This is a genomic window from Actinomadura sp. GC306 (genome assembly GCF_004348665.1).
In the GTDB taxonomy this organism is placed as follows: Bacteria; Actinomycetota; Actinomycetes; order Streptosporangiales; family Streptosporangiaceae; genus Spirillospora.
In genome coordinates this window covers 1-16,584 of the sequence record NZ_SMKM01000141.1, presented here as the reverse complement: position 1 = coordinate 16,584, position 16,584 = coordinate 1, and the positions used below count along the sequence as shown (strand labels likewise).

17 protein-coding genes are annotated in these 16,584 nt (G+C 73.3%); 13 read left to right on the top strand and 4 right to left on the bottom strand.

Annotation, left to right across the window (positions count from 1 at the left end):
- Together E1200_RS19835 and E1200_RS19830 are read right to left on the bottom strand one after the other, a co-directional pair.
- Positions 1-636 (bottom strand): YafY family protein (locus E1200_RS19835; RefSeq protein ID WP_131953538.1); only part of this gene is annotated, 636 nt, incomplete at its 3' end.
- Positions 637-769: 133 nt separating this feature from the next.
- Positions 770-1,720 carry an alpha/beta hydrolase gene (locus E1200_RS19830; protein WP_131953537.1) on the bottom strand — a complete coding sequence of 317 codons (951 nt, stop codon included), beginning with the start codon at positions 1,718-1,720 and terminating at the stop codon, positions 770-772.
- 267 nt (positions 1,721-1,987) lie between these two features.
- On the opposite strand from E1200_RS19830, the gene E1200_RS19825 reads away from it, so the two are divergent.
- Together E1200_RS19825 and E1200_RS19820 are read left to right on the top strand one after the other, a co-directional pair.
- Positions 1,988-2,428: a helix-turn-helix transcriptional regulator gene (locus tag E1200_RS19825; protein WP_131953536.1), complete on the top strand. Its 441-nt coding sequence runs from the start codon at positions 1,988-1,990 to the stop codon at positions 2,426-2,428.
- 10 nt (positions 2,429-2,438) lie between these two features.
- A complete protein-coding gene (locus tag E1200_RS19820; RefSeq protein ID WP_131953535.1) occupies positions 2,439-2,849 on the top strand; it encodes a VOC family protein in 411 nt (136 codons plus the stop codon).
- Positions 2,850-2,874: 25 nt separating this feature from the next.
- Here E1200_RS19820 and E1200_RS19815 read toward each other — a convergent pair whose 3' ends face one another.
- Complete coding sequence (locus tag E1200_RS19815; RefSeq protein WP_207933442.1) at positions 2,875-3,903, bottom strand: PHP domain-containing protein; 1,029 nt, start codon at positions 3,901-3,903, stop codon at positions 2,875-2,877.
- 83 nt (positions 3,904-3,986) lie between these two features.
- Here E1200_RS19815 and E1200_RS19810 point away from each other — a divergent pair, with 83 nt between their 5' ends.
- From E1200_RS19810 to E1200_RS19770, 9 genes are all read left to right on the top strand, one after another.
- Positions 3,987-5,309: a sensor histidine kinase gene (locus E1200_RS19810; protein WP_131953533.1), complete on the top strand. Its 1,323-nt coding sequence runs from the start codon at positions 3,987-3,989 to the stop codon at positions 5,307-5,309.
- Positions 5,306-6,007: a response regulator transcription factor gene (locus tag E1200_RS19805; protein ID WP_279484684.1), complete on the top strand. Its 702-nt coding sequence runs from the start codon at positions 5,306-5,308 to the stop codon at positions 6,005-6,007. Before E1200_RS19810 ends, E1200_RS19805 begins: the two co-directional genes overlap by 4 nt.
- A gap of 129 nt (positions 6,008-6,136) precedes the next feature.
- Positions 6,137-7,087 (top strand): alpha/beta hydrolase, encoded by a 951-nt coding sequence (locus tag E1200_RS19800; RefSeq protein WP_131953532.1) that lies wholly within the window; start codon positions 6,137-6,139, stop codon positions 7,085-7,087.
- Positions 7,080-8,258: an acyltransferase gene (locus E1200_RS19795; RefSeq protein WP_243708700.1), complete on the top strand. Its 1,179-nt coding sequence runs from the start codon at positions 7,080-7,082 to the stop codon at positions 8,256-8,258. Before E1200_RS19800 ends, E1200_RS19795 begins: the two co-directional genes overlap by 8 nt.
- Positions 8,259-8,467: 209 nt before the next feature.
- Complete coding sequence (locus E1200_RS19790) at positions 8,468-9,637, top strand: helix-turn-helix domain-containing protein (protein WP_243708699.1); 1,170 nt, start codon at positions 8,468-8,470, stop codon at positions 9,635-9,637.
- A 96-nt stretch (positions 9,638-9,733) separates the two neighbouring features.
- Positions 9,734-10,654, top strand: a complete 921-nt coding sequence (locus E1200_RS19785) for an ACP S-malonyltransferase (RefSeq protein WP_131953530.1) — start codon at positions 9,734-9,736, stop codon at positions 10,652-10,654.
- Positions 10,651-11,619, top strand: a complete 969-nt coding sequence (locus E1200_RS19780; protein ID WP_207933441.1) for a beta-ketoacyl-ACP synthase III — start codon at positions 10,651-10,653, stop codon at positions 11,617-11,619. The genes E1200_RS19785 and E1200_RS19780 overlap by 4 nt, the downstream gene beginning before the upstream one ends.
- Before the next feature lie 56 nt (positions 11,620-11,675).
- Positions 11,676-11,927: an acyl carrier protein gene (locus tag E1200_RS19775; protein ID WP_131953529.1), complete on the top strand. Its 252-nt coding sequence runs from the start codon at positions 11,676-11,678 to the stop codon at positions 11,925-11,927.
- 88 nt (positions 11,928-12,015) lie between these two features.
- Positions 12,016-13,323 (top strand): beta-ketoacyl-[acyl-carrier-protein] synthase family protein, encoded by a 1,308-nt coding sequence (locus E1200_RS19770; protein ID WP_131953528.1) that lies wholly within the window; start codon positions 12,016-12,018, stop codon positions 13,321-13,323.
- 523 nt (positions 13,324-13,846) lie between these two features.
- On the opposite strand, the gene E1200_RS19765 is transcribed toward E1200_RS19770, so the two are convergent.
- Positions 13,847-14,341 (bottom strand): DUF3145 domain-containing protein, encoded by a 495-nt coding sequence (locus tag E1200_RS19765; RefSeq protein ID WP_131953527.1) that lies wholly within the window; start codon positions 14,339-14,341, stop codon positions 13,847-13,849.
- 268 nt (positions 14,342-14,609) lie between these two features.
- On the opposite strand from E1200_RS19765, the gene E1200_RS19760 reads away from it, so the two are divergent.
- Entirely contained in the window at positions 14,610-15,788 is a 1,179-nt protein-coding gene (locus E1200_RS19760; RefSeq protein ID WP_131953526.1) for a S8/S53 family peptidase, read from the top strand.
- 99 nt (positions 15,789-15,887) lie between these two features.
- Entirely contained in the window at positions 15,888-16,415 is a 528-nt protein-coding gene (locus E1200_RS19755) for a sigma-70 family RNA polymerase sigma factor (protein ID WP_243708698.1), read from the top strand.
- Positions 16,416-16,584: the final 169 nt, after the last annotated feature.

Sequence of the window (16,584 nt, the reverse complement as noted above, 5' to 3'; positions counted from 1 at the left end):
GTCGGGGGCGGTCTCCTCCAGGAGGGCGGCGCGGCGGACGCGGTCGGTGCGGAACACGCGGCGGCCGCCGCGCAGGCGGCACCAGGCGGTCAGGTACCAGCCCTGGCCGGACGCCGTGAACGTGACGGGCTCGACGTCGCGTTCGGTCTCGGTGCCCGACCCGTCGACGTAGGTGAGGCGGACCACCCGGCGGGTCAGGACCGCCTCCTCCAGCACGGCGGGCACGGCCCGGTCGTCGTCTGCGGCGGGGCCGAGGATGCGGATGCGGGCGGCGAGTTCGCGGGCCGAGGCGCCGTCGTCCGCCGACATCGCGGCGACGATCTTGTGCAGGGCGGTGCGGGCGGAGCGGGAGTACGGCGAGCCGCCCGCGCGGGACAGGGTGATCGCGACGGCGACGGCCTCGGCGGGGGTGAAGTTCAGCGGCGGCAGCGTGCGGCTCTTGTCGAGCGTGTAGCCGCCGCCGCGGCCGACGTCCGCGAAGATCGGCACTCCGGCCTGCTGGAGCGCGCTGATGTCGCGCTCGATCGTGCGGACGCTCACCTCGTACCGCGCGGCCAGCTCCCGCGCGGCGAGCCGACGCGGCGCGCAGGCGCGCAACTCCTCCACCAGGGCGTACAGGCGGTCGGTGCGATTCACGAGCCGACCGTACGCCCCACCTACGACATTCCCGCCGAGGCCCGGTCGAGACTCGTTGACTTGCGGCGTGTTGCCCTTATGGAGCGGTCCATAAGGGCAACACGCCGCAAGTCAACGGAGTCGGTGGGGGCGTTTAGAGGGCGTTGAGGAAGGTGAGCATCGCTTCGTTCACCTCGGTGGGGCGTTCCTGTTGCGTCCAGTGGCCGCAGCCCTCCAGCCAGACGCGCTCGCGGAGGTTCGGGACGAAGTCGGTCATGGAGTCGATGACCTGGCTGGCGCCGACCGAGACGATGTCGCGGTCGCCGGCGATGAACAGCGCGGGCGGGCCGATCGGGGCGCGGTGCCAGGCCGCGGTCAGCTCCCAGTTGCGGTCGAGGTTGCGGTACCAGTTGACCGGGCCGGTGAAGCGGCTGTCGGCGTACTCCTCGACGTAGGTCGCGATGTCGTCGGCGGTGAGCCAGGCGGGCAGCTTCTCCGGGTCCGGGAGGACGTCCAGGAAGCCGCCGCCCTCGGGGGAGACGAGCGCGGGGGTCGGGCCGTCACCGGACATCGCGTACAGCATCCGGCGGAACGTGGCGGCCCTGTCCCGGTCGAGTTCGGCCTCCGGCGCGTCCGGCTCCTGGAAGCGGACCATGTAGAAGCCCTCGCCGAACAGGCGGCGCATGGACTCGACCGGCGGCCTGCTGCTGCGCGGGCGGTGCGGGACCGACATCCCGATCACGCCGCGCACCTTGTCCGGGCGCATCTGCGCGGTGGCCCAGGCGACGGGGGCGCCCCAGTCGTGGCCGGCCACGACGGCGCGGTCCGCGCCGAGCGGGCGCAGGAGCCCGATGACGTCGCCGACCAGGTGCAGGAGGGAGTACTCGCGCGCCTCCGCCGGGCCGCCCGTCCGGGCGTAGCCGCGCTGGTCGGGGGCGACGGCGTGGAAACCCGCCTCGGCGAGCGCGACGAGCTGGTGCCGCCAGGAGTACCAGCACTCCGGGAAGCCGTGCAGGAGCAGCACGAGCGGCCCTTCGCCGGCCTCGGCCACGTGCATGCGCAGGCCACTGTCCGAGCGGACGAAGCGATGCGTGATCTCGGTCATCGGTACCCCTCGCGGGCTTGGCGATCTTGGAAGGCAACCGTAGCCGCAGAGAACCGGGTTCGGGATGCCGGACGGGTGAATGGGAATCGATGTCGTTCCCCCCACCGTCTCCGCACCGGATCCGTGGCCCCGGGACGGCCGCCCTCCCTTGCCGAGTACCGCCCTCCCCGGCCCCCACGGGCGACTCCTCCCTCGTCCTCTGACCGCGCCGTAACGACGTCCGCGCAGGTGAGCGGCATGTCATGGGCGGGTGGTAGCGTCGGATCCATGACGCCGCAAGAGCTCGCCGATCTCGCTCACCTGCGCCGCGCCCGGGACCTCATCGACCGCGACTACGCGCAGCCGCTGGACGTGCCGACGATGGCGCGCCGCGCGCTGATGTCCCCGGCGCACTTCTCGCGGCGGTTCCGGGCGGCCTACGGCGAGACGCCGTACAGCTACCTGATGACCCGCCGGATCGAGCGGGCGATGGCGCTGCTGCGCGCGGGCACGAGCGTGACCGACGCGTGCATGGCGGTCGGATGTACCTCGCTCGGCTCGTTCAGCTCCCGGTTCACCGAGATCGTCGGGGAGACGCCGAGCGCGTACCGCGCCCGCGAGCACAGCGCGATGGCGGCGGTGCCCGCCTGCGTCGCCAAGGTGAACACCCGCCCGACGCGGAACCGCCCGAGCGGGAATGGAGAAGCGGGCCGCACCGCCGCCGCCTAACGTTGGCCGCATGACGACAGCAATCCGGTACTGCCACATCACGGTCAACGACCTGGACGAATCCCTCGCCTTCTACCGCGACGGGCTCGGCATGGAAGTCCTGAACGACGTCCCCTACGGTGAGTTCCGCTGGGTCACGCTCGGCGACCCGGCACGGCCGGGCGCCGCCATCGTCCTGTCGCAGCCGCACGCCGGCCGCTCGCAGGCCGACGGCGACGCGCTGCAGGAGCTGCTGACCAAGGGCGTCCTGCCGATGGCCATCTTCAGCACCGACGACCTCGACGCGACGTTCGAGCGCGTGCGCGGCGTGCAGGGCGCCGAGGTCCTCCAGGAGCCCATCGAGCAGCCCTGGGGCCCGCGCGACTGCGCGTTCCGCGACCCGTCCGGCAACATGGTCCGGATCGAGCAGGCCAAGGGCTGAGGTCCGCGTTCCGCGCCGCGGGACGCTACGACCCGGCGCGCGCCCACGCGACCAGGTCGCCGGCGGGGAGGGTGTTGACGACCCGGGACGCGGGGACCCCGCACCGGGCGGCCCGCTCGCAGCCGAAGTGCTGCCAGTCCAGCTGGCCGGGCGCGTGGGCGTCGGAGTCGATCGAGAAGCGGCAGCCCGCCTCGACGGCGAGGCGGAGCAGCCGCTTCGGCGGGTCGAGCCGCTCCGGCCGGGAGTTGATCTCCACGGCGACGTCGTAGGCGGCGCAGGCGTCGAAGACGAGCGCGGCGTCGAACTCCGACTCGGGACGCAGCCCGCCCCGCCTGCCGCCCGCCTTGACGATGCGTCCGGTGCAGTGGCCGAGGACGTTCACGCGCGGGTTCGCGATGGCCTTGACCATCCGCTCGGTCATGGGGACGCGCTCCATGCGCAGCTTGGAGTGGACGCTGGCGACGACCACGTCCAGCCGGTCGAGGAGCCCGGGATCCTGGTCGAGGGTGCCGTCGTCCAGGATGTCGACCTCTATACCGGTCAGGATGCGGAACGGCGCCAGCTCCTCGTTGAGCTCGGCGACCACGTCGAGCTGGCGGCGGAGCCGGTCCGGGGACAGGCCGTTGGCGACCTTGAGGCGCGGGGAGTGGTCGGTGAGGGCCAGGTACTCGTGCCCGAGGGAGCGCGCCGTCTCCGCCATCTCCCGGATGGGTGAGCCGCCGTCCGACCAGTCGCTGTGGGTGTGCAGGTCGCCCTTCAGCGCGGAGCGCAGCGCGGCGGCGGCCTCGTCCGGCGGCTCCCCCTCGGTGGCCTCCAGCCGGCGCAGGTAGACGGGCGTCTCGCCGCGCAGCGCCTCCTCGATCACCAGAGCGGTGACCTTGCCGACGCCGGGCAGGGCGGTCAGCGTGCCCTCGCGGGCGCGGGTGGCGAGCTCCTCCGGCGGCGTCTGCTCGGCGACGCCGGCGGCGGTGCGGAACGCCCGCACGCGGTAGGTCGGCTCGTGGGCGCGCTCCAGCAGGAACGCGATGCGGCGCAGCGCTTCGACGGGCTCCACGTCCCGCACCGTACCCGGGTATGACGGCGGTGTCCCACCACGGTGTCATCCGGGACGGCCGCCGGATCCCTAGCCTGGGCGGCATGGCCGGGAACGAGTCCGAGGACGAGCCGAACCTGTTGCGCGCGGTGCTGGGGAACGGGATCGTCGCCGCCGCGCTGACCGGGCGCGCCGAACCCGCGCCGCCGCTCGACCGGCCGTGGCCGGCGGGGCTGCGGTGGACGCGCTTCCTCGGCATCGGCCGGCTGCCGTTCGGGCTGGTGGCGAACCTGTTCTGGATCGCCCTCACCATCCTGTTCACCGGCGGGACGAGCTCCATGCTGCGGGAGCCCGTGCGCGCCCAGGCGGCGGACTACCCCGGCGACGGCACCGCCCTGCTGCTCGCGGTCATGCTGACCGCGCCGCTGGCGCTGCGCGAACGGCATCCGCTGGCGGCGTGGCGGATGAGCTTCGCGGCACTGGCCGTGTTCAGCGTCAGCCCGTGGCCGGCCGGCATCGAGTACACCGAAGGCGGGGCGTTCGCCGCGCTGATGTGCGTCTACACGGTGACGGTGCGCTGCTCGCGCGACATCACGCTGGGCGTCGCGGTCCTGTCGTTCGCCGGTGTGTGGATCAAGGACGCGGACTCGGCCCCCGGTGCGTCGATGCTGCTCCTGGTGCCGCTGGCGGTCGGCTACGCCGTCCGGGTCCGGCGGACGTCCCGGCGGGAACTGGCCGAGCAGGAGCGGCGGCACCAGGACGCCGAGGCGGTGCTGACCGAGCGGCAGCGGATCGCGCGGGAGATGCACGACGTCGTCGCGCACCACATGTCGATGATCGCGATCCAGGCGGAGGCGGCGCCCTACAAGGTCGAGTCGCTCCCGGAGGAGACGCGCCGCGACCTCGCCGAGATCCGCGGGACGGCGCTGGACGCGCTGACCGAGATGCGGCGCATCCTCGGCGTCCTGCGCGCGGAGGACGGCGCCGAGACCGCCCCGCAGCCGAGCCTGGACCGGCTGGACGAGCTGATCGCCAACGCGCGCGGGGCGGGCCTGCACGTGGAGACGTTCCTGGACGGCGACCTCGCCGGCCTCCCGCCGGGCGTGGGGCTCACCGCGTTCCGGATCCTGCAGGAGGCGCTGAGCAACGTGATGCGGCACGCGCCGGGATCGCGGGTGAACGTCGAAGTGTCGCGCGATGAGGCAATAGTGTGGCTCGGCGTCGTCAACGGGCCGCCCGGCGCACTCGACGGTGCCCGCGGCGGCGGGCGGGCGCCCGGCACGCCGCTGCCGGGCGGCGGGCACGGGCTCGTCGGGATGCGGGAACGGGCCGCGGCGCTCGGCGGCGAGCTGACCGCGCGGCCCACGCCAGAGGGAGGATTCGCCGTGACCGCCAACCTGCCCGTGGACGCCCTGGAGCGGCCGTGACCGTCGAGAGGCCCGTGCGCGTCGTCATCGCCGACGACCAGGGCATGGTGCGCACCGGGTTCGGCGTGCTGCTGAACGCCCAGCCGGACATCGAGGTCGTCGGCGAGGCGGTCAACGGCGAGGAGGCGCTGCGCCGCGTCGCCGAGCTGCGGCCGGACGTGGTGCTGATGGACGTCCGGATGCCGGTGATGGACGGTCTGGAGGCGACCCGCCGGATCCTGGGCGACGGCACGGCGGACCCGGCCGGGCCCGCGGCCGACGGCGCCCCGAAGGTCCTCATGCTCACCACGTTCGACCTGGACGATTACGTCTACGAGGCGCTGCGGGCCGGGGCCAGCGGGTTCCTGCTGAAGGACGCCTCCGCGACCGAGCTGGCGGACGCCGTGCGCGTCGTGGCCGCGGGCGACGCGCTGCTGTCCCCGTCGATCACCCGGCGGCTCATCGCCGAGTTCTCCCGGCTCGGGGCGCGCAGGTCGCCGGCCCGCAAGCGGCTGCAGGAGCTGACCGAGCGGGAGAGCGAGGTCCTGACGCTGGTGGCGCGCGGGCTGTCCAACGGCGAGATCGCCGGGGAGCTGGTCGTCGCCGAGCAGACCGTCAAGACGCATTTCGGGCGGATCCTGATGAAGCTCGGGCTGCGCGACCGGCCGCAGGCGATCGTCTACGCCTACGAGGTCGGGCTGGTCCGCCCCGGCGACTGATCCCTGTGACTGCCCCGGCTGATACCGGGGTCGCACACCGCAAGATCGCACCGTCGGTTGATCTGCTCTACCGCGTCCGATTCCTAGCGTCCTGGACAGTGCAGTCCGCTTCCAGGAGGGACGTCCCGGATGACCCGCGTCCGCAAGACCACGGCCGCCGTGCTCGCCCTCGTGGCGGCCGGGTCGACGAGCGCCGCCGCCCGCCACGGCGACGTGTACGCGGCCCCGCGTCCGCTGCCGGAACTGTCGGCCGCGTCCCTCGACACCCGGTTCCAGGCGACCCGGCAGGAGATCGAGCGGGCGCTGGACACCGCGCGGCGGTTCCACGACGACGACCGGGCGCGCGTCCTGGCGTCGTTCCTCGCCGGAGAGAGGCGGTTCCTGTCCTTCGACCCGCGCGGCGACGGACGTGCCGTCGAGGTCATCGGCGACCTGCGGCGCGCCGACCGCGTCGCCGTCGTGGTGCCCGGCGCGGACAACACGCTGGCCAACTACGACGACCCCAAGTTCGCCGGCGGTGACGGCCGCGCGCTCTACCGGCGGGCCCGCGCCGCCACGCCCGGCGCGCGGATCGCGGTGATCGCCTGGCTCGGCTACGCGTCGCCGTCGATGACGAGCACCCGCGTCCTGACGGCCGGAGGCGCCGCGGACGGCGCCCGCGCCCTCGAACGCCTCGTCACCGGCGTCCACCGCGTGAACGGACACGCGCGGTTCGCGCTGCTGTGCCACAGCTACGGCTCGGTGGTGTGCGTCAAGGCGGCACGGCCGCTCGCGCCGCTGCCGGTGGACGACATCGCCCTGTACGGCAGCCCCGGCACCACGGCGGACAGCGCCGCCGACATCGGCACGCCCGCGCGCGTGTGGGCGGGCCGCTCGACCGGCGACTGGATGCGGTTCGTACCGGACATCCGCTTCGCCGGCCTCGGCTTCGGCACCGATCCCGTCTCGGCCCGCTTCGGCGCGCTGCGCTTCGACGCGGGCGCGGGCGCCCACAGCGGCTACCTGCGGCCCGGCTCGGCGGCGCTGCGGAACCTCGCTCTCATCGCCCTCGGCCGCCCCTCGGAGGTCACCCGTGCCTGAATCGCCCGTACCCGCGGCGACAAGACCCGCGAAACGCGACGGCGCCGTGGACGCGCTGCGCGCGTTCGCGATCCTCGGCGTCGTGCTCGGCCACTGGCTGGTCACCGCCTTCGTCGCGGACGGCTCCGGCACGCGGTTGCGGGTCACCAGCCCGCTGAAGACGATGCCGGAACTGGCCCCGATCTCCTGGGTGCTGCAGACCCTCGCCGTCTTCTTCCTGGTCGGCGGATACGCGGCGGGGAAGGGTTCGCGTCCCGGCGAGCCGTGGACGCCGAGGCTCCGGCGGCGCCTGGCCCGGTTCGCCCGCCCCCTCCCCATCCTGCTCGCCGCCTGGCTTCCCGTCTCGGCCGCGCTGGCCTGGGCGGGCCTCTCGGCGGACACCATCCGCACGCTGGTCGAACTCGTCCTGAGCCCGCTGTGGTTCCTCGCCGTCTACGTCGTGCTGACGGCGGCGACCCCGCTCATCGCGGCCGTCTGGAACCGGCTCGGCCTGTGGGGCGCCGTCCTTCTCGTCGCCGCGACCGCCGCCGTCGACCTCGGCCGGTTCGCGCTCGGCATGCCCGGGTGGACGGGCTGGGCGACCGTCCTCACCGGCTGGCTCGTCCCGTTCTACCTCGGCATCGGCTGGGCGGCGGGCGCGCTCGGCTCCCGCCGGTCCGGGGTCGTCCTGCTGAGCTGGGGCGCCGCGGCGACCGCCCTGCTGATCCTATTCGCCGGATACCCGGCCAGCATGGTCGGCGTGCCGGGGGCGGAGGTGTCCAACCTCAGCCCGCCGACCCTCGCCGCCGTCGCGTTCGGCATCGCCCAGGCGGGCCTGGCGCTCCTCCTCCACGGCCCGCTGACCCGCTGGACGCGACACGCCCGGGTAGGCGCGGCGGTGTCCGCGGCCAACCGCTCCGCCATGACGATCTTCCTCTGGCACCAGACGGCGCTGCTGGCGGTGACGGTCGGCGCGCTGCTCCTGTACGGGCGCCTGCCGGGCCTGCACACCGCGCCCGACCGGCCCGGCTGGATCTTCGAGCGGCTGCCGTGGCTGCCGGTCTACGCCGTCGCGCTCGCCGCCCTGTGGACGATGGTCCGCGAGTTCGAGGGGCCGCGCCGTTCCGGACGTGACGCGGACCACACCGGCGACGCGATCACGGCGCCGTACATGTCGCGAAAAGCCCCCTGAACCCGGGCAGCGACCGCGACCGGCCGGACGATCTCGGGTGGTAGAAAGACGGGCGATGCCGCCACGCAAGCCGATCCCACCGCGGACCCCGGCGTTTCTCCGCAACCGCACCGCCATCGCGCTCGGACGGGCCACCGATGTCACTCCGCACTGACACGGATCCCTCACTTGAGGACGGTTCACCCCCGCCTTGGTGGCACCCTGGGGTGGTGGACACCGCGACCGACGCCGAAATCCGCGAGCAGACCACCCAGCGCCTCGAAAAGGCCATGGGGACGTTCGGCACCGCGGCCCTCAACAGCATGGAGGAGCACCTCCCCTGGTTCCGGCGGATGCCGCCCGACCAGCGCTCCTGGATCGGCCTCGTCGCCCAGGCGGGCATCGCGGCGTTCGTCGAGTGGTTCAAGAACAACGAGGCGACCCGTCCGGCCATCGCGGGCGAGGTGTTCGGCACCGCACCGCGCGAGCTGCTCCGCGCGATCAAGCTGCACCACACGATCGACATGATCCGCGTCATCATCGACGTGGTGGAGACCCGGCTGAGCGAGCTCGCCGCGCCCGGCGGCGAGGCCCAGCTCCGCGAGGCGATCCTGCGCTACACGCGGGACGTCGCGTTCGGTGCCGCCCAGGTGTACGCCCGCGCCGCCGAGACGCGCGCCGCGTGGGACGCCCGCCTGGAGGCCCTCGTCGTCAACGCGGTGCTGCGCGGCGAGGTCGACGACGGGATGCACTCCTGGGCGGCGGCCCTCGGCTGGACGTCCAAGCCCGTCACGGTCATCGCGGGGTTCACGCCGGAGGACGAGGAGCCCGAGGTCACCATCGACCAGATGCAGATCGCCGCACGCCGCGCGCGCGCCGACGTGCTGGCCGGCGTCCAGGGGCACCGCGTCATCGTCATCATGGGCGGCGACGCCGACCCCCTGGAGGCGGCCCGCCCGATCGCGGCGAAGTGCGGCCCCGGCCCGGTGGTCGTCGGCCCGCAGGTCGGCGACCTGTACGACTCGACCCGCTCGGCGCAGGCCGCCGTGGCCGGGCTCCGCGCCGCCGCCGGCTGGCCGGACGCGCCGCGTCCCGTCCTGGCGACCGAGCTGCTGCCCGAGCGGGCCCTCGACGGTGACGACGACGCCCGCCGGCACCTGGTGGAGAACGTCTACAACCCGATGCTCGCCGCGGGCGCCCCGCTCCTCGACACCCTCACCACCTACCTCGAACAGGGCTCGTCGCTGGAGGCCACGGCGCGGCTGCTGTTCGTGCACCCGAACACGGTCCGCTACCGGCTCCGCCGCGTCGCCGAGCTGACCGGCCTCGCACCCACGGACGGCCGCAACGCGTTCACCCTCCGCATCGCCCTGGTCCTGGGACGGTTCCAAACCCGCTGATGACGGCCGTCTTGTAGAGGTCTTACAAAGCGTCTCGACCAAACTTCGTGCTGTTCCGCATCGTGGGAGTCGGCGGTTGGCGGCAGGCTGGTGGCCGTGATTCTCCTCGCATCGCCCGGCCAGGGCGCCCAGACCCCCGGCTTCCTGCAGCCATGGCTTGAGATACCCGGAGTCGCCGACCGCCTCACCTGGTGGTCGGCCGTCACGGGTCTCGACCTGGTCCGCTACGGCACGGAGGCCGACGCCGAGGAGATCCGCGACACCGCCGTCGCGCAGCCGCTGCTGGTCGCCGCCGCGCTCGCCGCCTACGAGGTCCTCTACGAGGGCACCGACCGCGGCCCCGACGCCGTCGCCGGGCACAGCGTCGGCGAGCTGGCCGCCGCCGCGATCTCCGGCGTGCTGTCCCCCGAGGCCGCGCTGGTCCTCGTCCGCGAGCGGGGCCGGGCGATGGCCGAGGCCGCCGCCGTCACCGAGACCGGGATGACCGCGGTCCTCGGCGGCGACACCGACGAGGTCCTGGCCGCCATCGACGAGCACGGCCTCACCCCCGCCAACGTGAACGGCGCCGGCCAGATCGTCGCCGCCGGGACGGCGGAGCGCCTCGCCGCGTTCGCCGAGGAGCCGCCCGCGAAGGCGCGGCTGCGCGCCCTCTCCGTCGCCGGGGCGTTCCACACCGAGCACATGGCGCCCGCCGTCGGCGCCCTGCGCCGTCTCGCGCCCGGAATGTCCGTCGCCGACCCGCGCCCGCGGCTCCTGCAGAACCGCGACGGCGCCGTCGTCGCGTCCGGCGCCGACTTCGTCGACCGGCTGGTCGAGCAGGTCAGCGCCCCCGTCCGCTGGGACGCCTGCATGGACACGATGCGGGAGCTCGGCGTCACCGCGATCATCGAGCTGCCGCCCGCCGGCACGCTGGCCGGCCTCGCCCGCCGCGAGCTGAAGGGCGTGGAGCTCGTCGCCCTCAAGACCCCCGCGGACCTCGACAAGGCCCGCGACCTGATCAAGGCGCACACGTCATGACCGGGGCGCTGACCATTCCCGAGGCGGCGCCCGGCGCCCGCGTCCTCGCGTTCGGCGACTACCGGCCCACCCGCGTCGTCACCAACGACGACCTCGCGCAGACCGTCGAGACCGACGACGCGTGGATCCGCAGCCGCGTCGGCATCGCCGAGCGCCGCATCGCCGGCGACGACGAGGGCATCGTCGAGCTCGGCGTCCACGCGGGCGGCAAGGCCCTGGCGGGCAGCGGGCTCTCCCCGTCCGACATCGACCTGGTCATCCTGGCGACCTGCTCGGCCGAGTCGCCGATGCCGGGGCACGCCGCGCAGATCGCGCACCGGCTCGGCATCGACGCGCCCGGCGCGTTCGACCTCAACGCCGCCTGCGCCGGCTTCTGCTACGCCCTCGCCACCGCGAGCGCCGCGGTCCGCGCCGGCAGCGCCCGCAGCGTGCTGGTCATCGGCGCGGAGAAGATGTCCCAGTGGGTCGACTGGACCGACCGCTCCACCTGCATCATCTTCGCCGACGGGGCGGGCGCCGCGGTGGTGACCGCCAGCGACTCGCCCGGCATCGGCCCGGTCGTGTGGGGCAGCGCCGGCGACAAGTACGACAAGATCATCATCGAGGACCGGCACTCCTCCATCCGGCAGGAGGGCCAGGCGGTGTTCCGCTGGGCGACCACCGCGATCGCCCCGGTCGCGGCCGAGGCGTGCGAGCGCGCCGGCATCACCCCGAAGGACCTCGCCGCCGTCGTCCCGCACCAGGCGAACCTGCGCATCATCGAGGCGATCGCCCGCAAGCTCAAGGCCACCAACGCCGTGGTGGCCGACGACATCGTGCACTCGGGCAACACCTCGGCGGCCTCGATCCCGCTGGCGATGTCCCGAATGATCGAACGCGGCGACGTGCCGTCCGGCGCACCGGCCCTCCTGGTCGGATTCGGCGCCGGACTGTCCTACGCTGCCCAAGTCATCCAGATCCCGTAGGCCGTCACGCCTGCCCGCAGGCTCTGGACCAACCCACCGAAGGAGAAAGCAGAAACATGGCAGTCGCCACCGAACAGCAGATCCTGGACGGCCTCGCCGAGATCATCGATGACATCGTCGGGATCGACAAGTCGGAGGTCACCCCCGACAAGAACTTCATCGACGACCTCGACATCGACTCGCTGTCGATGGTGGAGATCGCGGTGGCCGCGCAGGACCAGTTCGGCGTCGAGATCCCCGACGACGAGCTGCGCAACCTGAAGACCGTCAAGGACGTCGTCAACTTCGTCCAGAACCTGCAGAGCTGAACCTCGGGGACGGCGCGCCGCCGCACCGGAAGGTAACCGGGCGGCGGCGCGCCGGTCCGCACCCCCACAGTCCGCAAGGAGCACCAGCATGAGCCAGAGCCAGACCAGAGTCGTCGTGACCGGTCTCGGTGCAACGACCCCACTCGGCGGTGACCTTCCGTCGACCTGGTCCGCCCTGCTCGCCGGAGAGTCCGGTGTCCGGAAACTGGACTGGGAGGGCGTCGACGACCTGCCCGTCAGGTTCGCCGGGACGCTGAAGGTCGACCCGTCGGAGGTCATGCCGAAGCAGACCCTGCGCCGGCTGGACCGCAACCAGGCGATCGCGCTGATCGCCGCCCGCGAGGCGTGGACGGACGCCGGGTTCGCCCCGCCCGTCTCCCGCAAGGCCAAGAAGCCGGAGGAGCAGTCCGGCGTCGAGGGCGGCTTCACCGTGGACGGCGAGCGGCTCGGCGTGGTGTTCTCCAGCGGCATCGGCGGCCTGCACACCGCACTGAACAGCTACGACGTCTACAAGGAGAAGGGCTGGTCGCGCGTCTCGCCCTTCACCGTCCCGATGCTGATGCCGAACGGCGCGTCGGGGCACGTCGGCATCGAGTTCGGCGCGATGGCCGGCTCGCACGCCCTGGTCAGCGCCTGCGCGTCCAGCGGCGAGGCCGTCGGCTACGCCATCGACATGATCCGCGCGGGCCGCGCCGACGTGGTGATCTGCGGCGGCACCGAGTCCTGCATCCACCCGCTCCAGATGGCCTCGTTCGGCGCGATGCGCGCGATGTCGACCCGCAACGAGGAGCCGGAGCGCGCGTCCCGCCCGTACGACAAGAACCGCGACGGCTTCGTCCTCGGTGAGGGCGCCGCCGTGATGATCCTGGAGTCCGAGGAGCACGCCCGCGCCCGCGGCGCGCAGATCAACGGCATCGCCGCCGGCTGCGGCTACTCCGGCGACGCCTTCGACATCGTCCTGCCCGACCCGAGCGGCTCGGGCCAGGCGAAGGCGATGCAGCGCGCCCTGAAGGACGCCGGCCTGGAGCCCGCGGACATCATCCACATCAACGCCCACGCCACCTCGACCCCGGCCGGCGACGTGGCCGAACTGGCGTCGATCAAGGCGGGCCTCGGCGAGGAGGCCGCCGCGAAGGCGGCCATCACCGCCACGAAGTCGATGACCGGCCACCTGCTGGGCGGCGCCGGAGCCCTGGAGTCGGTCTTCACGGTCCTGGCCCTGAAGGAGGGCCTCATCCCCTTCGTGGCCAACCTGGAAGACGTCGACGACGAGGTGGACCTGGACATCGTCCGAGACGAACCCCGCAAGATCCCGGACGGCCCCGCCGCAGCCCTGAACAACTCCTTCGGCTTCGGCGGCCACAACGTCTCAGTAGCCTTCCAAAGAGCCCTGTAAGAACCCCAGAGAACCGGCCCGGCACCCCACCGGGCCGGTTCTCTTTTCCACCCCAGCCAAGCCACCCCGCAACGACGTCCAGGTTCGCGACGACACCCGAAGGCAGGTTACGAGCGCAGCGAGAAACCTGATCGCGCAGCGACCGTAAGCCCAGCCGTTCGCACTAACGCACGCCCCGTTACCCGCACAACCCCAGCCAGCACACCAACCCCGCAACGACCCCAACATCCGCGATCGCGCCCGAAGCCAGGTTACGAGCGCAGCGAGAAACCTGATCGCGCAGCGACCGTAAGCCCAGCCGTTCGCACTAACGCACGCCCCGTTACCCGCACAACCCCAGCCAGCACACCAACCCCGCAACGACCCCAACGCCCGCGATCGCGTCCGAAGGCAGGTTTCGAGCCTGCGAGAAATCTGATCGCGCAGCGAGCCCCCAGGGCGAGTCGAAGCGATGCAGCGATCGCACGCATTGCCCGCCGAAGGGAAGGCGCTCTAGCGCCTGACCGCCAAGGGCAATGCAAATCTACACAGCAGCGTGCAGCCAGCGGACGGGGGCGCCGTCGCCGGCGCGGCGGAAGGGTTCCAGTTCGTTGTCCCAGGGGGTGCCCAGGAGGCGGTCGAGTTCGTTTTCGAGGGTGGTCTTGCCGAGGGCGGCGTTGGCCATGACGGCGCGGAGGCGGTCTTCGGGGATCATGATGTCGCCGTTGGCGCCGATGATGCCGCTGAAGACGCCGAGGGTGGGGGTGAAGCTGAAGCGGACGCCGTCGGTGCCGGGGGTGGGGTCCTCGGTGGCTTCGAACCGCACGAGCTTCCAGTTGCGCAGCGCGGAGGTGATGCCCGCGGCGGTGCCCGGCCTGCCCTCCCAATGGAGTTCGGCGCGCAGCGTTCCCGGCGCGGCCGGCTGATCGGCCCACTCTAGGGAAACGGGCACACCGAGAACACCTGCGGCGGCCCACTCGATGTGCGGGCTCAGCGCAGGCGGCGCGGAGTGGACGTAGAAAACGCCACGTGCGGTCACCGGACCTCCTGGATCTGTACCGAGGCTCGTCTTCCCCTACGGCCTCGTACGTCCCAAGTCGGCGTCCGCGTCCCTCATTGTGCATCATCGGCCCGTGTCGCACCACCGTGAGGCCGGCGTTTGTTGAACGCTTGACCGCACGATGCACAACGTTCACCGGCACCGCCCGTCAACCCTAGCCCGCGCGGGGGCCGTCCGGTGGGCCAAGCGCGCAACGCGGGCCGCCACTTAGAGTGTTCAGTCCGGCACCGTGAGTGGAGGGTGGTCGATGTTCGATCAGCAGGCGCGGGTGGAGCGGGTGCTGGCGCGGCATCCGGACGCGATGGTGGTGGAGCCGGTGCCGGGGCGCCCGGCGCTGGTCCGCCGGGACGAGATCCTCGTCGCGGGGCGGGACGCGGGGGACGCGGAGGACGCCGTCCGGCGGTGGTGTGATTCGCGGCACGACGGGCGCGCGGTCACGCGGTTGCGGCTGCGCACGGCGGCGAAGGTGGACGTGTGCGAGCTCGCGAGCAGGCTGGCCGGGGACGGCGGGCCGGGCGGGAGCGCGCGGCGCCGCAGGTTGAGCGTGTCGCCGAACCATCTGGTGCACGGGCAGCCGATGTGGTGGAGCGGTCCGGCGGATCTGCCGCGTCCGGCGAAGCCCCTTCCGGCGCCAGAGGCGGCGGCGGCGCGGCGGGAGGTGACGGTCGCGGTGCTGGACACGGGCCTGTCGCCGCACCCCTGGTACGAGGACGCGGAGTGGTTCCGGGAGCAGCGCGACGAGGTCCGGGAGGTCCTGGACGCCGATCTCGACTTCGACCTCGACGCGCAGGCCGGGCACGGGACGTTCGTGGCGGGGATGGTGCTGCGCCATGCGCCCACCGCGCGGCTGCTGGCCCGGCGGGTGATCGGCGGCGACGGGGTCGGCGACGAGCTGGACGTCATCCGCGCGCTGGAGTGGCTGGCCGGGCGGCGCGCCGATGTCGTGAACATCTCACTCGGCTGCCACACGTTCGACGACCGGCCGTCGCCGGTGCTGGCGCGGGCGCTCGCCGCGCTGGGCCGCCGGACGGTCGTGGTGGCCTGCGCGGGCAACACCGCGGGCGACCGGCCGTTCTGGCCCGCGGCGGCGAAACCGGTGGTCGGCGTCGCGGCGCTGGACGGCGGCGACCGCGCCTGGTTTTCCAACCACGGCTGGTGGGTGGACGCGTGCGCCCAGGGCGCGGACGTGACCAGTACCTTCGTCCGGTTCAACGGGACGCGGCCGGCCGTGGAGGGCACCGATCCCGACGACTTCCGGGGCTACGCCACCTGGAGCGGGACGTCGTTCGCCGCGCCGGTGGTGGCGGGGCGGATCGCCGGGCTCGCGGCGGCGGAGGGCATCGGCGCGGACGAGGCGGCCGACCGGGTGCTGGACCCGGAGGCGAACCCGTCCCTGCCGGGCCTCGGTGTCGTCGTCGGCTCGTGAGAAGTACCCGGCGGCCGGTGATTCGTGATTTTCCTACGCAGAGTCATGCCGGAATGGCATAGAGTCAACATTCGCGGGGGGCCTCGGGAGGAGACTTCGGTGGCCCAGTTGGACGATGGCACGGACGAGCTGGTGGTCCGGGCCCGCGGCGGCGACGGCGCCGCGTGGGCCCGGCTGGTCGAGCGGCACAGCGGGCTGCTGTGGTCGATCGCCCGCTCGCACGGGCTGAACGATGCCGATTCCGGTGACGTCGTGCAGACGACGTGGCTGCGGTTGGTGGAGCGTATCGACGGGTTGCGGGACCCGTCCGCGACGGCGTGCTGGCTGGCGACCACGGCACGGCACGAGAGCCTGCGCCTGGTGCGCCGGCGTGGCCGTGACCGGCCGCTGGTGCCCGCGCCGCGGGCGCCGGAACCGGAACCGGACCGGGTGGTCCTGGGCCGTGAGCGGCTGGGGCTGGTGGGCGCGGCGCTGGAGTCGCTGCCGCACCGCTGCCGGACGCTGCTGCGGCTGTTCGCGCTCGCGCCGAGCCACGCCGAGCTGGCCGCCGCCCTGGGCATCCCCCTCGGCAGTGTCGGGCCGACGCGGGCGCGGTGCCTGGACGCGCTGCGGAGGCTCGTCTCATGACCGACGAGGAGCTGATGGCGGGCGTCCGGCTTGCCTTCGAGTCGCTGGATCCCCTGCCGGAGGACGTCCTGGCGGCGGCGCGCGCGGCCATCGCGTGGCGGACTCCTTCGGCGACGCTGGCGGAGCCGGTGCAGGACCGCGGCGTGCGGCCGACGGCGGGCGTCCGGGG

Coding starts and splice junctions, on each gene's coding strand:
- E1200_RS19825 (WP_131953536.1), top strand. CDS start 1,988: ATGACGCCGCAAGAGCTCGCCGATCTCGCTCACCTGCGCCGCGCCCGG.
- E1200_RS19775 (WP_131953529.1), top strand. CDS start 11,676: ATGGCAGTCGCCACCGAACAGCAGATCCTGGACGGCCTCGCCGAGATC.
- E1200_RS19800 (WP_131953532.1), top strand. CDS start 6,137: ATGACCCGCGTCCGCAAGACCACGGCCGCCGTGCTCGCCCTCGTGGCG.
- E1200_RS19770 (WP_131953528.1), top strand. CDS start 12,016: ATGAGCCAGAGCCAGACCAGAGTCGTCGTGACCGGTCTCGGTGCAACG.
- E1200_RS19780 (WP_207933441.1), top strand. CDS start 10,651: ATGACCGGGGCGCTGACCATTCCCGAGGCGGCGCCCGGCGCCCGCGTC.
- E1200_RS19810 (WP_131953533.1), top strand. CDS start 3,987: ATGGCCGGGAACGAGTCCGAGGACGAGCCGAACCTGTTGCGCGCGGTG.
- E1200_RS19820 (WP_131953535.1), top strand. CDS start 2,439: ATGACGACAGCAATCCGGTACTGCCACATCACGGTCAACGACCTGGAC.
- E1200_RS19760 (WP_131953526.1), top strand. CDS start 14,610: ATGTTCGATCAGCAGGCGCGGGTGGAGCGGGTGCTGGCGCGGCATCCG.
- E1200_RS19830 (WP_131953537.1), bottom strand. CDS start 1,720: ATGACCGAGATCACGCATCGCTTCGTCCGCTCGGACAGTGGCCTGCGC.